Genomic DNA, 14501 nt, shown 5'->3' on the forward strand with positions numbered 1-14501 from the left:
CAATAAGTCGAGCCGGGCCTTCAGGTCAGCACGGTGAGGAAACGTTCGTTGAGCACTCGGTCGTGGTAGAAGATTGCCTTGCCCAAATCCTTGGCCAACCAGGTCACGGGCTTGTGATCGGGGTAGTTGTAATCGCCTCCACAGAACACCTCGTTGCGGTTACCCGAGGGATCGAAGAAGTAAATGGTCTTGCCGTGGGTCAGGCCGTGGCGGGTCGGCCCAATGTCGATCGAGGTGTCGGTCATGGAGATCAGGTCGGCGGCGCGCAGCACGTCTTCCCAGGTCTCGAGGAAGAACGAGGCATGGTGGAACTTGCCCTTCTCCGCGTGCTGGATAAAGGCCACATCGTGGGCCTTGGTCGACAGGCTGAAAAACTGAGCGATCCGTGTGCCGTCGTCGTCGACCACCTGCTCGGTCAGGTAGAAGCCAAGCACCTCGGTGAACAGCTCGTAGGTGGCCTGCAGATCGTCACCGTAGAATAAGCAGTGGTCGAAACGCACCGCGCGCATACCCTTGAGCCCACGCGGCCAGGCCTCGGGATTGACCTCGTCCACGCCCCATTTTCCGGTGTATTCCTTGTCCGCATAGAGCTCGAAGAAATGTCCGGAGGGTGCCTGGAAGCGCACCCGCCGACCACACCCGTTGAGCTCTCCGGCGGCGATACTCTCGACTAGACAGCCAAAGTTGATCAGGTCCTCGGTGAGGCGATTCAGGCTGGCTTCGTCGACTACCTTGAAGCCCATGAAATCCATGCCCGGCTCGTCGGCCTCGCGCAGCACCACCGAGAACTTGTCCACCTCGGTCCAGGCCTTCAGGTAGATGCGGCCCTGCTCGTCGCGATCCATCTCGATCAGGCCGAGCAAGTCGCGGTAGTGGGTCAGCGCGCTCTCCAGGTTGAGCACCCGCAGTTGCACGTGACCGGGGCGTAGTACACCTTTGTTCATGACGACACCTCTTGCTGGTTTTTGTTGTTGTGGTCGCCGACGCCAGTTCGGCGCAGGCATTCGATGTTCAAGTCGGACCGCGGAAATACCTGGCAGGCCAGGGCCAGACCCTGGCTCGCGGCTTCAGCCGGCACATGCTTGCAGCTCATCTGGCCGCGCTGGTAACTACCGCTGAGCACGCGCACCTTGCACAGCCCGCAGCCGCCGCCGCGGCAACCCACCGGCACACAGCGCCTGCCCTGCTGCTCCATGGCCTGCAGCACCGACTGGTCCTCTGCACAGTGGAAGCGTTGGCCGCTGAGCACTTCATGCACCTCGTAGCTGGCGCTGTTCATCGTTCACCTCAGATGCGTTTGAACAGCGCGGAACGCTGGCTATCACCGGCGCCATCGGCCGCGGTGAGAAAGCGCTCCATGAAGATGTCGCGCTCGAACAGGCGGCCCTGCATCAGGGTGCTGATGGCCGCGTCGATCATCGGCGGCGGCCCGCACAGGTAGGCTTTGTGCCCGCTGAAACGGCCATCGAAATGGGCCTTGGCGGCGTCATGCACGAAGCCCTTGAAACCCTGCCAGGTCGGATCGTCGCTGGCCTGGCTGAGCGCCGGCACATAGGTGAAACTGCGGTGCTCGCGGGCCAGATCCTCGAACAGTTCGCGGTTGTACAGTTCGGCGACGTTGCGCGCGCCTTGGAACAGGGTGATCTGGCGGCTGTCGCCTTGTTCGAGCAGGTCGAGGATCATCGATTGCGGGCTGGACAAGCCCGAGCCACCGGCCATGAATATCAGGTCGCCCGGCTGCGAGCTGCGCACGAAGAACTGCCCGTAAGGGCCGGACAAGTGCAGCTGATCGCCGACCTTGAGCTGCTGATGGATATAGCTGGTGGCGGCGCCGCCCTCGACCAGGCGCACATGCAACTCCACCTCGCTGGCCTGGCCCGAGGGGTTGGCCAGGGAGAACGCCCGGCTGCCGTCGATACCCGGCAGGTCGAGGTTGACGTATTGCCCGGACTGGAACGCCATCGGCCGATCCAGCTGCAGGTGCACGCCCTTGATGGTCGGCGACAGCTCGACGATAGCCGTGACCGTGGCGCGGAAATCCGCCACCGGATGGCCAAGGAAGTCGGGGTCGACGTCGATGTCGGCCTCGATGGTCACGTCGCTCTGCACGGTGGCGCAGCAGGCCAGCACCTTGCCCTCCTCACGCTCGATGTCCATCAGGGCGAAGGGCGAGGCGGCGCCGATCTCGACCTCGCCTTCCAGCACCTGCACCTTGCAGGTGGCACAGGTGCCATGGCCGCAGGCGAAGGGCAGCCACACGCCCTGACGCAGGGCGGCCTGGAGGATGGTCTGGCCTTCCTCCACTTCGATCACTTCGCCGGTCGGTTCGATGGTGACGTTGTAGCTCATGGTGCTCACCTCAACTCGCGGAGTTGCCCAAGCCGTTCAGACCGGGGGTTTGCAGACGCAGCATGTCCTTGTGGCGCAGGCCGTTGGCGTCCAGGCTGGCGGCGAAATCCGGCGCCCAGGGCTCATCGTTGAGCAACCAGATGCTGGCGCCGAAATCGACCTTGGCAGTGTCCGGATGCGCGGCCATGGCCGGACGTAGCACCTGCTCGCACAACTCGCTGAAGCCCATGGCCGGGATTACCGCCAGGGTGATCGGCGCGCAGAACATCAGGTGGCGATCCCAGCTCAGGTACAGCAGGCGATTGCCGTGGAAGTTTGCTTCGAGGTCGAGCGGGGGAAATTCATAGGGCCCGATGGAGTTGACGGTCATGAAGAGGTTCCTCTTGTTCTGGGTATGGGAAGGAGCGGGACGGCGCTGCCGTCCCGCGCCGGCTCAGCTCGCCTTGGGTAGCGGGGCGACGGCCGGATTCAAGCCCTTCCACTGCAGCCAGCGCTGGTGATCGGGCGAGCCGAGGTACTCCAAGTTGTCCTCGCCGAGGTTGATGTTGTAGTAGTCGCGCACCACCGACTCGACGTCGCTACCGCCGCAGTTACCCTGGTAGATCTGGTGCACCGGCAGCCAGGCCTGGACATACTTTTCTGGCTGGTTCTTGAAGATGTCGCAGCAGCCATCCGAGCAGAAGTGGTAACGCTCGCCCTCGTGTACATGGCTGCGATGGCTGAGCTTGGTTGGGTCGTCCGGCTCGGTGAAAATGGGCGGAACCTGGCACACCTGGCACAGCTGCGGCAGGGTGTTGTTGTAGAAGCGCTCGCCCTTTTCCTCCTGCTCGCGCCAGAAGGTGAAGCGCTCGCGGTAGTACTGGTCGAAGGTTTCCGGGTACTTGGCCGACAGCCAGTCCATCTCTTCGTCGCTGGGCATCCAGGTGTGGAAGTTGGTGGCCTGGCTGTACTGGTAGAAGGTCGCCCAGGTCTGGTGGGAGACGTGCTGCTTGGCGATCGGGCACTGCTCGACGTACTTGGGCGCACGAATGCCGTAGCGCTCCAGGTCCTTGAACAGCGCGCCGCCGGCCTGCTCGAAGTAGACCTCCCAGGCTTCGGCCCAGGACATCACCTTGTTCGGCAGCATGTAGTCCATCATCATCGCGACCAGCGACAGCAGGCGGTTGCCACGCCAGAACCACTTGTCGATCCAGCCCTGGATGATCGGCACGTTGTCCTCGTGCTGCTCGAGCATGAACTTGATCACTTCCAGGCCCAGGGTCATGTGCCGCGCCTCGTCGGACTGCGCCGAGAAGCCGAAGGTGACGGTGGCCATGTCGCCGTTGTAGGCCGCGCCGGACATGAAGGGCACGAACAGCAGGTTGGTCAGCACGTACTCGAAAGAGAACGAGATGGCGGTGAGGAACTCGAACGGCCCAGCTGTGCGCGCATCGTCGAAGAACGACTTGGGCACCGAGTTGAACCACACCCGGTCGTGCATATGGGCGAAATCATGCATGCCGTTGAAGTGTTTGTTGTAGTGGCTCATCGCGTGCACTTGAGTCTGCACGTGGCGCAGCTCGTCAATCGCCTGCATCTGGCAGGCGACCCGCGCACCGGCACCGCTGAACTGCCGGCCGACCCGGGCGAAGCCCTGGAACGCCTGGTATTCGCAGGGGCTGATGCCACCGATGAACAGCTTCAGCGCATTGACGTAGCGCGCATCGGAGATGGTCTGCTGGCCGTTGTTCTGGGCGAAGGCGTCGAGAATGGCGTAGAGCTTTTTCTCCTTCTCGGCCTGGTACTTCCAGTAGGAATCCATGGTCAGGCGGAAGGGATCTTCCCACTTGTCCCAGTCGGTGATCTTGATGCCCTCGAAGTCCTCCTGAGGGAAGATGTCCTTCTGCTTCTGGTAGCTGGGTTCCCAGTCGAGGTCACGGGTCAGGTAGCGGTACTTGTCTTTGAGGCCGAGTTTTTTCTTGGTAGCGGTCATGGCTTGGCTCCTAGTTTTTCCACTCGAGAACGAAGGCGTCATCGTCTTCATCGACATTGCCGCCGATGGTGATCACGTCCAGCAGCATCTCCTGCACGTCCCAGGCGCGGCCGAGGCGTTCTTCCATGGTGTCGCGACGGATCTCCAGACGGCCTTCGGCTTCGATGCGGATCATCGCCGGCTGGCGCTGGACCACCGCATGGGGGTTGTCATGGGTGATGCCATCCACCAGGTAGTGGGCGTTGTCGTTGTCCTGCAGGACGAGGTAAACGAGCGACATGGTCTGAATCCTTATTGAATGTTCAGGCCGAGCTTTTTCAGCCGGGCGAGGAAGTCCTGGTGCACGCTGGCGAATGCGACGCCGCCAGCGCTGATCTCGGCCAGCGGTGCCTGCGCCTCGAGGGCACGGGCCAGCCAGTGCTCGATCCAGGCTTCGATCTGCAGGCGATTGCTCTCGCTCTCGGCGGCCACGGTCTTGACCATGGCATCGACCCAGCGACTGCTCTCGGCGTACCACTGACGCATGAATTCGGTGAGCATGCCGACATCGCCGGCGCCTTCGGCACTCAGGGTCTCGTCGAACTTCTGGTACATCAGCGGGAACAACAGGCCATCGCTGACCAGGTTCTGCGCCAGGCTCAGCTCGAACCAGTCCTTGACCACGAAGCTGTCCTCGACATAGCGGCGCAGGCCCTGCCAAACCGGATCGTCGAGCCACAGCTGCTTGCCCTGTTCGAGCGCCGCGGTACCGCCGTCGTCGAGCAACAGACCGATGCGCGACAGGTACTGGGCGATGCCCAGGCGATCCATGGCGGTGTAGATATGCATCTGCACCACGGTGGTGGCACAGCCATCGGCGGCGATGCCGCTGTTGTTCATGTTGGCGCCCAGCTCGGCGTGGCGCAGCGGCACCAGCGCACGGAGGATGCGTGCGCGCTGCTCGTCGCTCAGGCGTCCCAGCAGCTCGCGTTTCTCGCAGAAGGCGTATTCGTGCTCGGTGGTTTCCTGCATACGGGCGCGGGTCTGCACGTAGGTGCCGTAGTAGTACTGGCGCGGATCGCTGACCGCATACCAGTCGCGCATCACCAGGCAGGTGCGGGTGACATCGTTGAGCAGCTTGTCCGGCTGCCACTGCGGCCGGTAATGGAAGTTGATCGTGGCGGCGACGTCGTAGCTGGCCTCCTGATAGCGGCTGGCCGGCTTGTCGCCGAAGCGCCTGCGGATATGGCTGAAGGTCTGGCGGATCGGCTCCACCGTGTTCGTCTTGATTTCTATGCTCATCTCGACCGTACCTGTTGTTGTTGTGTGTGGCTGCCGTGGGCAAACCCTTAGTCGTGTCTACCCGGCATGCGGCTGCCGGCTTCACCGAAACGCCACTTGAGCATGTCGTCGTCGACTGCCTGGGCCATCGCCTGGTCCATCACCACCACGCGGTTGCGCTGGCAGAACTGGGTGAACGCGGCCTGCGGCAGAACCAGCTCGACGAACAAGTCCGGATAGCCGATGGCGAAGTCGAACTCGACGAAACGGGCACCTGGTTCGCTGCGCACCCGGATGTAACGCGGCAGGTCTTCAAAACTGGGTTCAAGCGTGTTCATGTTCGGCCCATCTCCCTTGGTGGCGGGTGATAGGCCTAACGCAACGGCTGTGCCAATGTTCTAAAAAAAGATATAAGACATTGATTTATATCGTTATATAATGTTTTTAAGGCAATAAGAGACGCACCCCGCAGCGCCTGATGGCCAAGCTGATTGGGCCGTTTTTGATGATTTGATCAAACACCACAGGCCGGCTTGAGCAAATGCTCAGCAGCCTTGAAGGGGCTGTGCGGGGACGGAGCTGGCGACGCCAATTTCATCAATTGGTTGACTTCCACCCGCGCATGGATCTGGATATGGTGACTGCCGAGTCGAGCCACGAGGCGTTGCCCCAAACCTCGACCGCCAACCTCCCGGGCCTTTCCATTGACGGAAAATGCAGGAAATGCAGGAAATGCAGGAAATGCAGGTTAATAGCGGACAATTTCAGCCATCTTCAGTAGCTGAATGGAAACCTGCAAACCGCTACGAGATGGCTCTCCCCTTACAAAAACAATCAGGGGCCCTATTGCCATGGCAATCAGCTACAAGCCACAACTGCAACATTCGGACTTTCAGGATCTGAGCAAACAGATCCGCTTTCAAAGCATGGAGGGCAAGATCTGGTTCGGTGAGCAGCGCATGCTGCTGCTGCAAATCTCGGCCATGGCCAGCTTTCGCCGCGAGCTGGTGAGCATCCTCGGCGTCGAGCGGGCCAAGGGTTTCTTCCTGCGCCTGGGTTATACGTCCGGCCTGCGCGATGCCGAACTGGCGCGCAAGCTACGCCCGCATTGCAGCGAGCTGGATATCTTCCTCGCCGGGCCACAGCTGCACTCGCTCAAGGGCATGGTCAAGGCGATTCCCACCGAGGTGGATATCGACATCGAGGCCGGGCGCTTCTACGTCGAGGTGGAGTGGGTCGACTCCTTCGAGGTGGAGATCTGCCAGAGCGAACTCGGGCCGATGGCCGACCCGGTGTGCTGGACCCTGCTCGGCTATGCCTGCAGCTATTCCTCCTCGTTCATGGGCCGCGAGGTGATCTTCAAGGAAGTCACCTGCCGCGGTTGCGGCGATGACAAATGCCGGGTCGTCGGCAAGCCTGCCGAGGAATGGGACGACGCCGAGGCATTCAAGCAGTATTTCAAAAGCGACCCGATCATCGAGGAACTGTACGAGTTGCAGTCGCAACTGGCCTCGCTGCGCACCAGCCTGCAACGCCAGGAAGGCCAGTACTACGGCATCGGCCAGTCCCTGGCTTACACCAAGGTCTGCCAGATGATCGATAAAGCCGCCCAGGGCAAGGTCTCAGTGCTGTTGCTTGGCGAAAGCGGCGTGGGCAAGGAGGTGATTGCGCGCAGCGTGCACCTGCGCAGCGCCCGCGCCGAACAGCCGTTCGTCGCAGTCAACTGCGCCTCCATTCCACCGGACCTGATCGAGGCCGAGCTGTTCGGCGTGGAAAAGGGTGCCTTCACCGGCGCGCTGCAGTCGCGCATGGGCCGTTTCGAGCGGGCCAACCAGGGCACCCTTTTTCTCGACGAAGTGGTCGAACTGAGCCCGCGCGCCCAGGCCACTCTGCTGCGCGTGTTGCAGGAAGGCGAGCTGGAGCGGGTCGGCGACAACCGCACGCGCAAGGTCGACGTGCGGGTGATCGCCGCCACCAACGAAAGCCTCAGCGAGGCGGTCAAGACGGGCAAGTTCCGCGCCGACCTGTACTACCGGCTCAACGTGTTCCCGGTGAGCATCCCGCCCCTGCGCGAACGCCAGGAAGATATTCCGCTGCTGGCTGAGCATTTCCTCAAGCGCTTCCACAGTGAATACAACAAGAAAACCCTGGGCCTTTCCGACCTGGCCATGGAGGCCTGCATGCACTACCCCTGGCCAGGCAATATCCGCGAACTGGAGAATGTCATCGAGCGCGGCATCATCCTCACCGAGAGCAACGAGAGCATCAGCCTTGAGGCCCTGTTCCCGCAGTTGCAGCGGGAAGAGTTGCTCGAGAGCCGGCTCTCCAACGAAGGCACCTTGCTACAGCCGGCTGCCGAGCAGAACTGGATCGAGCAGGTGCTGGGCTCAGGCCTGAGCCTGGACGCCATCGAAGAGCAGTTGATGCGCGAAGCCATGCAGCGGGCAGGCAACAACGTCTCCGGCGCGGCGCGCATCCTCGGCCTGACCCGCCCGGCCCTGGCTTACCGGTTGAAGAAGATCGGTATCGAGGCCTGACAGACCCGCAGCAGCTGCGGGTTAGCCCGCACCAGCAGCCTGGGCAACAGGCGCCAGACCAAGCCCAGCGCCACCAAGGGACGAGCCAGCAGGCCGCGCACTTGGTCGCTGCGCGGGCAGCCGTAGCGACACCAGGTGCAGAAATGCTCGCAGTTGTTGGTCAGCAGCCGATAGCGGTGCTCGCCGAGTCGCGAACGGGCTCTGGCCACTACCTGTCCGGCCGCGAAGCCAGGCAAGGGCCGATACTCGATCCACACCGGCCGGTTTGCCGCGAACTGCTCTAGCAACACCTCTTCCACCGGCCCTGCCTGCAGCGATTCGCACAATCCCGCGTAATGCACCACCCGGCCGTTGCCGACATAGATGCCGTGATGGCAATAGCCATGGCGCGGCGTGACCAGGTGTGCGCCCAGCGGCGGCTCGACGTCTGCGTCGATATCCCAGAGCACCTGTCGTGCCCCTCGCATCACGCTTGCCAGGAAAATTGGGTGGGTACTGCTCATGGCCGACTCCAACCTGCGCAGCCCTTAGCCAGCCAAGGGCTTCAGCTGCATTACCAGGTTCGATGCATCAACCGCGCCAGCTGCGGCATGTCGCCGAGCTAGACAGGCTGCGGCCGGCAGGCCCTGCACGATGCCGAGGCGCCACCGTGCAAATGCTCAAAAAACGCCCAACGAGCGGGCACCCTCTGGCTCGGCCAAGGGCAGACAGACGGGGGCTTCGAGACTGTTTCACCAAATGGATAAAGGCCCGGACGATTTGATTATTTGCTCAACGACAAGTCCTCCTCCACTGCTCGAACGGTTTACTTAAAAGCCCTTTAAATACGAATAAACTATTATATTTCAATAACTTAAAAAACAAAACCGGAGACTGGCACAGGCGTTGCTCTAGGGTTACCAACCGCTGCAAGACAACAACAATCCAAGTGGTGACCTGTAATGAGCTTCACTCTAAAGCCGCGTAACGGCCTGCCCTGCGCTATTACCACTCCACGTCTACCCCGCTGCACGCTCGCCCTGATTCTGCTGCCCGTGCTGCTGGCCGGTTGCGAGGCCGAACTGAATCTGGCGGCGGTTGGCGAGACGACCAGCCACGCCAGCCTGCGCACCGACCATTACCAGGCGTTGGCCAGCAACGCGACAGTCAGCGTGCTGGTCGGCAACGACGGTGTGATCCTGGTCAGCCAGGATCAGGGCCTGAACTGGCAGCGCCAGCAACTGCCCGGGCAACCCAGCCTGATCGATGTGGATACCTGCCCGGACGGCAGCTTCATCGCCCTCGGTTTTGACAACCAGCTGTGGCATAGCGCCGATCAGGGCCTGAGCTGGAATGCCCATGCACTGCCGACCGAGGAGCAGATGCTCACCGCGACCTGCGCACCCAGCGGTGCCTGGTGGGCGGCAGGCGGTCTGACCACCCTGCTCGGCAGCCAGGACCAGGGCGTCAGCTGGGACACAACCAGCCTGGACGAAGACGCCATGCTCACCACCCTGCAGTTTCTCGACGCGCAGCAGGCGGTAGTCACCGGTGAGTTCGGCCTGGTCTTCAACAGCACGGACGCCGGCCAGAGTTGGCAAGCCAGCGGCAATCTGCCGGACGAGTTCTACCCGCACGCCAGTCACTTCGTCAGCCTCGCTGAAGGCTGGGTCGGCGGCCTCAACGGCTACATCTACCACACCGTCGACGGCGGGCAGAACTGGCAGCGCCAGGACACCCCCTCCGCCGCGCCGATCTTCAACTTCAGCGCCAACCGCGATGGCCTGTTCGCTATCGGCGACCACAGCAGCGTGCTGCGTCTGAGCGGCGAGCGCTGGCAGGCATTGCCGACGCCGAATGCGCCGGTTTACCTGCGCGCCGCCAGCAGCGGCGGCGACGACCATCGCCTGACCGTGGCCGGCGGCCGCGGCCTGTTGCTCAACCTCGATACCCGCCCGGCCCTGGCCGCCCAGGCTCAGTGAGGCTTTGACCATGTCCATGCACCGGTTCACCCATTTTTTCTACCTGGCCAAACTCTGGCTTTTCCGTCACCCGCGCCGGGTGCTGGCGCTGATCGGCGCGCTGACCCTGTTCTTCGCCCTGCAGATACCGGCACTCAAGGTCTATACCGACTTCGCCGACCTGCTACCGCAGCAACACCCCTATATCCAGCTGCACAACAGCATCAAGGACACCTTCGGCGGCGCCAACGTGCTGGTGATCGGCGTCGAGTTCACCGACGGCGACCTGTTCAGTAACGCCAACCTGGCCACCCTCGACCGCGTCACCCAGGCGGTGGACAACCTGCCGGGGGTCAACCACAACCTGGTCAGCAGCCTGACCCACCGCAACTCGCGCAAGATCTGGCTGACCGAGGTCGGCAGCATCAACTCCGAGCCCTACTACCAGCCCGAGTTCGGCCAGCTCGACGCGCAACAACTGGTCGCGATGAAGGCCGACGTGGTGGCCAACCCGCGGGTCTATGGGCCGCTGGTATCGCCGGATCTCAAGGTGGCGCTGGTCAAGGCGCAGCTGATCGAGGGCCAACTCGACTACGCACAGACCTTCGCCCAGCTGCAGGCCCTGCGCCAGGCGGAAGTGCGCGATGGCGTGCGCCTCTACGCCACCGGCCAACCCGTACTGGTTGGCTGGGCGTACACCTACATGGAGCAAATCCTGCAGATCTTCGTGTTCACCGTATTGGCCATGCTGGCGCTGCTGGTGTTCCATTTCCGCAAGGCCTACGGCGTGCTGATTCCGCTCGGCGGGGTGCTGATCTCGACCATCTGGGGCCTGGGCATCATCAGCCTGCTGGGCTACAACCTCGATCCGCTGGGCCTGGTGATTCCCTTCCTGATCGCTGCACGGGCCATGAGCCATGGTGTGCAGCTGGTGGAACGCTACTACGCCGAAGTGCGCGAACGCGGCGACGGCCAACTGGCCGCGCGCGCCACCTTCGACAGCCTATTCCGCCCCGGTACTCTGGGTATCGCCTCCGACGCCATCGGCCTGTCGCTGATTGCCATCGGCTCGATCGCGCTGAACACCAAGCTCGGCATCTATGCCTCGCTGTGGGCGACCACGGTGATCTTCTCGGTACTGATCGGCGTGCCGCTGCTGCTGTCGATCCTGCCGCAGCCGAAAAACCCACAGATCAAGGAAACCTTCCTGCGTCACATCGGCGCCACCTGCGCCGCCACCGTGTCGCGCCCTGGTGCCGCGCGCAAGCTGCTGGGCCTGGCCGCACTGGCGATTCTCGCCGGGCTGTGGGCCTCGTCGCAGGTGCTCATCGGCGACTCCGAACCCGGTTCGCCGATCCTCTATCCCGAGCACGACTACAACCTGTCGTCCAAGCAGATCAACGACCGCTTCCCCGGTTCCGAGGAGCTGTACATCATCGCCGAGCACGCCGAGAACGGCGGGATCAAGCGCCCCGAGGTGCTGCACGCCCTGCAATCGCTGCAGGCGCACATGCTCAGCGACCCGGCGGTAGGCGGCAGCAAGGGTTTGCCGGATCTGGTCAAGCAGGTCAATCGGCTGATGCACAACGACGACCCACGCTGGTTCCAGATCCCCCATGACGCCAATTACGTCGGCGGGCTGATGTTCACCTACATGGCCTCCAGCCCGATCCCGGGGGCGCTGGACGAGTTCAACGACACCGACGACCGCATTGCCAACCTGGTGTTCTATTACAAGGACCGCCAGGGCGAGACCATCCGCCGCGCCATGTTCATGGCCAAGCAGTGGATCGCCGAACACGGCGAGGACGTACCGGGCCTGACCATCCGCCTGGCCGGTGGCACCCTCGGCGTCGCCGCGGCGATGAACGAATCGGCGTTCGAGACCAACCTGCTGGTGCTGCCACTGGTGTTCGTGCTGATCTTCGCCTTCGTCATGGTCTTCTACACCAGTTGGCATGCCGGCCTGATGATGCTGATGGCGATGCTCTTCGCCACCGTACTGACCTACGCCTACATGGGCCTGGCCGGGATGAGCATCGACATCAACACGGTGCCGGTGATCGCCGTGGGCATCGGGGTCGGCATCGACTACTCGATCTACATGATGGACCGCATCCGCGAGGAGATGGTCAAGAGCGGCAGCCTGTCCGCCGCGGTGCACCGCGCCATCGCCACCACCGGCATGGCGATCAGCTTCACCGCACTGACCCTGATGGCCGGCATCGTCATGTGGGTGCTGCTCTCCGACCTGCGCTTCCAAGCCGACGCCGCCAAGCTGCTGTGCGTGATGATCGTGATCAACGGCATCGCCGCCATGTTGTTGGCGCCGGCCTGGGTGCTGGTATTCAAGCCACGCTTCATCACCGATGCCTATGTCGACGCCGACGGTGTGATCCACGCCGATCAGGACACCGTCACCCCAGTTGCCATCGATACACCGCCGAGTGCTGCGCACTCGAGCGGCGGACTGCTGCCCGAGGCGCGTCAACCGGCCTGAGCCGGAACGCACCAACAACCCACCGCAAGAGGTTCTGCCATGCAGACAAGAATAAGAAAAAGCCTGAGACACTGGACCCTGGCCACGCTGGCAGGCGCGGGCTGCAGCCTGACGCCATTGGCCAGCGCCCTGGCCGACGAGGAGACGCAGGTCACCGGTTATGTCGAGAACGCCACCTTCGCCCGCGATAGCGTCGGCCTGTCGAAGTTTCGCAACACCCTGCAGCTCAACGCCGACCGCAAGTTCGGCGACCTGGGCCAGCTGAACTTCAAGAACACCGCCTTCCACGCCACCTTTCGCGGCACCTACGATGGCGTCTACGACCTCAACAGCAGCGAATACGGCAGTGGCGCAGGGGGCGCCATTCAGCTGGAGGACACGGGCGCGATCAACCCCGCCAGCTCGGTGCCACATGGCGGCGGCTTGAAGCTGCCGAACACCTTCAACGTGGCCAACAACCCCAACGAGGGCATGATCGTCCTCGGCGAGAACCTGCACAAAACCAATGGCGGCGTCGGTTTCGGCGTGCCGGTGCGGCCCTGCGACAAGGACAGTCGCGGCTGCATCGACGGCTACCTCGACTACAGCAGCAACGAGCTGCGTTTCCCCGAGTTCAACGATCGCCTGGATTTCATCCGCGAGCTATACGTCGACTTCGACAATGAGCTGCCCAACGGCGATATCCTCAGCTGGCGCCTGGGCAAGCAGCAGGTGATCTGGGGTCGTACCGATCTGTTCCGGGTGCTCGACGTGATCAACCCGGTCGACTATTCGCGCAACAACATCTATGACGAGCTGCAAGACATCCGCATCCCCATGTGGATCGCCAAGGCCGACTGGCGCATGGGTGCCGGCGAGCTGTTCGACGACCTCAACATGTCCTTCGTGTGGAACGTCGACAAGTTTCGCCCGCATAACCTCGGTCAATGCGGCGGCCCCAACTCGATCCTCGATGCGGCCTGCTTCTTCCGCGGCATGAACAACCTGTGGGAAAACGGCGGCACCGTTTCCAACTTCGCCTTCGGCGACACCGCCACCGACTTCGGCCCCGGCCAGATCGGTATCCGCAAGGCGCACATGCCGTCCTGGAGCCTGTCCAACACCCAGTTCGGGATCAAGCTGGAAGGCGTTTATGGCGACTTTGGCTTCAGCCTCAACGCCCTCACTTATCGCTCCCAGCTGCCTTCGCTGCGCGGTGGCATTCCAGCGCAGAATGGCTTCACCGGCGAGACAGGGGTATCGCCGAGCTTGATCGCGTTCGATATCCACTTCCCGCGGGTCAACTTGCTCGGCGGCTCGATGGACTACTACTCGCAAGCGATCGACACGGTATTCCGCTTCGAGGTAGCGCATACCGAAGGCGAGGAGTTTGCCAACACCCTGCAGCCGCGGCTGTTCTCCGAGTCGGACGTGACCCGCTACGTGATCGGTGCGGACAAGAACATCTTCATTCCAGTACTCAACCCCGGACGCGCCTTCCTGTTCTCCGCCCAGCTGTTCGGCCAACACATCCACGAACACCAGGAAGAGAAACGTGTATTGGGCAAGGTCGGCATGCCGGATTGGGAGCAGAACTGGATTGGCACCCTGCTGGTCAAGGGCTGGTGGATGAACGACCGCCTCAGCCCGCAACTGCTCGCCGCGCATGACTTCAAGGCCGGGGCCACCGCCATCGCCCCGAGCGTCGAGTACCTGTTCAGCGACAACCTGAAGATCACCGCCGGCGCCAACATCAAGGTCGGTCGCGGCGCCCGCGAGTATGACGACTGCCGTACCTGCAACCCCTGGGACCCCTTCACCAGCAGTGGCCAGCCAGAAGGCATGAGTCTCGGCCTGACCGGCTATGAACCCCTTGGTCGTTTCCGCGCTGGCCCGATCGGCATGGCGCAAAAGGAAGACGAACTGCAACTGACCCTGCGCTACAGCTTCTGATCACCACGAGG

Annotated in this window: 13 protein-coding genes; 4 read left to right on the forward strand and 9 right to left on the reverse strand. The window is 62.6% G+C overall.

All coding sequences use genetic code 11. The annotated features are described in order from the left end of the window. Positions 1 to 20 precede the first annotated feature (20 nt). The 8 genes from B2D37_RS18325 to B2D37_RS18360 form a co-directional block, all read right to left on the reverse strand. Positions 21 to 944, reverse strand: coding sequence for a catechol 2,3-dioxygenase (locus B2D37_RS18325; protein WP_079204041.1), 924 nt, complete (start codon positions 942 to 944; stop codon positions 21 to 23). After that, positions 941 to 1279, reverse strand: a complete 339-nt coding sequence (locus tag B2D37_RS18330; RefSeq protein ID WP_079204042.1) for a 2Fe-2S iron-sulfur cluster binding domain-containing protein — start codon at positions 1277 to 1279, stop codon at positions 941 to 943. The genes B2D37_RS18325 and B2D37_RS18330 overlap by 4 nt, the downstream gene beginning before the upstream one ends. An 8-nt stretch (positions 1280 to 1287) precedes the next feature. Further along, positions 1288 to 2349, reverse strand: coding sequence for an NADH:ubiquinone reductase (Na(+)-transporting) subunit F (locus B2D37_RS18335; protein ID WP_079204043.1), 1062 nt, complete (start codon positions 2347 to 2349; stop codon positions 1288 to 1290). Between the two features lie 10 nt (positions 2350 to 2359). Next, a complete protein-coding gene (locus B2D37_RS18340; RefSeq protein WP_079204044.1) occupies positions 2360 to 2719 on the reverse strand; it encodes a phenol hydroxylase subunit P4 in 360 nt (119 codons plus the stop codon). A gap of 63 nt (positions 2720 to 2782) precedes the next feature. Continuing rightward, the gene (locus B2D37_RS18345) at positions 2783 to 4321 is read right to left on the reverse strand and encodes an aromatic/alkene/methane monooxygenase hydroxylase/oxygenase subunit alpha (RefSeq protein WP_079204045.1); all 1539 of its coding nucleotides are present in this window, start codon (positions 4319 to 4321) and stop codon (positions 2783 to 2785) included. A gap of 10 nt (positions 4322 to 4331) precedes the next feature. Beyond that, the gene (locus tag B2D37_RS18350; protein WP_079204046.1) at positions 4332 to 4601 is read right to left on the reverse strand and encodes an MmoB/DmpM family protein; all 270 of its coding nucleotides are present in this window, start codon (positions 4599 to 4601) and stop codon (positions 4332 to 4334) included. A gap of 11 nt (positions 4602 to 4612) precedes the next feature. Then, entirely contained in the window at positions 4613 to 5602 is a 990-nt protein-coding gene (locus B2D37_RS18355) for an aromatic/alkene monooxygenase hydroxylase subunit beta (protein WP_079204047.1), read from the reverse strand. Positions 5603 to 5649: 47 nt separating this feature from the next. Continuing rightward, the gene (locus B2D37_RS18360) at positions 5650 to 5919 is read right to left on the reverse strand and encodes a phenol hydroxylase subunit (RefSeq protein WP_079204048.1); all 270 of its coding nucleotides are present in this window, start codon (positions 5917 to 5919) and stop codon (positions 5650 to 5652) included. 513 nt (positions 5920 to 6432) lie between these two features. Between B2D37_RS18360 and B2D37_RS18365 the strand changes: the two genes are divergently transcribed. Further along, positions 6433 to 8118 carry a sigma-54-dependent Fis family transcriptional regulator gene (locus tag B2D37_RS18365; RefSeq protein WP_079204049.1) on the forward strand — a complete coding sequence of 562 codons (1686 nt, stop codon included), beginning with the start codon at positions 6433 to 6435 and terminating at the stop codon, positions 8116 to 8118. Here the strand turns inward: B2D37_RS18365 and B2D37_RS18370 are convergent. Beyond that, positions 8085 to 8621 carry a lecithin retinol acyltransferase family protein gene (locus tag B2D37_RS18370; protein ID WP_079204050.1) on the reverse strand — a complete coding sequence of 179 codons (537 nt, stop codon included), beginning with the start codon at positions 8619 to 8621 and terminating at the stop codon, positions 8085 to 8087. The two genes, B2D37_RS18365 and B2D37_RS18370, sit on opposite strands and share 34 nt — an antisense overlap. Before the next feature lie 438 nt (positions 8622 to 9059). Here B2D37_RS18370 and B2D37_RS18375 point away from each other — a divergent pair, with 438 nt between their 5' ends. From B2D37_RS18375 to B2D37_RS18385, 3 genes are read left to right on the forward strand one after another with little or no spacing between them, the layout of a single operon-like run. After that, the gene (locus tag B2D37_RS18375) at positions 9060 to 10079 is read left to right on the forward strand and encodes a YCF48-related protein (protein ID WP_079204051.1); all 1020 of its coding nucleotides are present in this window, start codon (positions 9060 to 9062) and stop codon (positions 10077 to 10079) included. Between the two features lie 10 nt (positions 10080 to 10089). Beyond that, positions 10090 to 12558 (forward strand): RND family transporter, encoded by a 2469-nt coding sequence (locus B2D37_RS18380; RefSeq protein WP_154067118.1) that lies wholly within the window; start codon positions 10090 to 10092, stop codon positions 12556 to 12558. A 39-nt stretch (positions 12559 to 12597) separates the two neighbouring features. Continuing rightward, positions 12598 to 14490, forward strand: a complete 1893-nt coding sequence (locus tag B2D37_RS18385; RefSeq protein ID WP_079204052.1) for a DUF1302 family protein — start codon at positions 12598 to 12600, stop codon at positions 14488 to 14490. The last annotated feature ends 11 nt before the right edge of the window (positions 14491 to 14501 follow it).

It is taken from the genome of Pseudomonas sp. CC6-YY-74 (assembly GCF_002025205.1).
Taxonomy (GTDB): Bacteria; Pseudomonadota; Gammaproteobacteria; order Pseudomonadales; family Pseudomonadaceae; genus Aquipseudomonas; species Aquipseudomonas paeninsulae.

Excerpts from the sequence above, each read along its gene's own strand:
- B2D37_RS18365 (WP_079204049.1), top strand. The coding sequence starts at position 6,433 with ATGGCAATCAGCTACAAGCCACAACTGCAACATTCGGACTTTCAGGAT.
- B2D37_RS18330 (WP_079204042.1), bottom strand. The coding sequence starts at position 1,279 with ATGAACAGCGCCAGCTACGAGGTGCATGAAGTGCTCAGCGGCCAACGC.
- B2D37_RS18375 (WP_079204051.1), top strand. The coding sequence starts at position 9,060 with ATGAGCTTCACTCTAAAGCCGCGTAACGGCCTGCCCTGCGCTATTACC.
- B2D37_RS18350 (WP_079204046.1), bottom strand. The coding sequence starts at position 4,601 with ATGTCGCTCGTTTACCTCGTCCTGCAGGACAACGACAACGCCCACTAC.
- B2D37_RS18340 (WP_079204044.1), bottom strand. The coding sequence starts at position 2,719 with ATGACCGTCAACTCCATCGGGCCCTATGAATTTCCCCCGCTCGACCTC.
- B2D37_RS18385 (WP_079204052.1), top strand. The coding sequence starts at position 12,598 with ATGCAGACAAGAATAAGAAAAAGCCTGAGACACTGGACCCTGGCCACG.
- B2D37_RS18370 (WP_079204050.1), bottom strand. The coding sequence starts at position 8,621 with ATGAGCAGTACCCACCCAATTTTCCTGGCAAGCGTGATGCGAGGGGCA.
- B2D37_RS18355 (WP_079204047.1), bottom strand. The coding sequence starts at position 5,602 with ATGAGCATAGAAATCAAGACGAACACGGTGGAGCCGATCCGCCAGACC.
- B2D37_RS18325 (WP_079204041.1), bottom strand. The coding sequence starts at position 944 with ATGAACAAAGGTGTACTACGCCCCGGTCACGTGCAACTGCGGGTGCTC.
- B2D37_RS18360 (WP_079204048.1), bottom strand. The coding sequence starts at position 5,919 with ATGAACACGCTTGAACCCAGTTTTGAAGACCTGCCGCGTTACATCCGG.
- B2D37_RS18380 (WP_154067118.1), top strand. The coding sequence starts at position 10,090 with ATGTCCATGCACCGGTTCACCCATTTTTTCTACCTGGCCAAACTCTGG.
- B2D37_RS18345 (WP_079204045.1), bottom strand. The coding sequence starts at position 4,321 with ATGACCGCTACCAAGAAAAAACTCGGCCTCAAAGACAAGTACCGCTAC.
- B2D37_RS18335 (WP_079204043.1), bottom strand. The coding sequence starts at position 2,349 with ATGAGCTACAACGTCACCATCGAACCGACCGGCGAAGTGATCGAAGTG.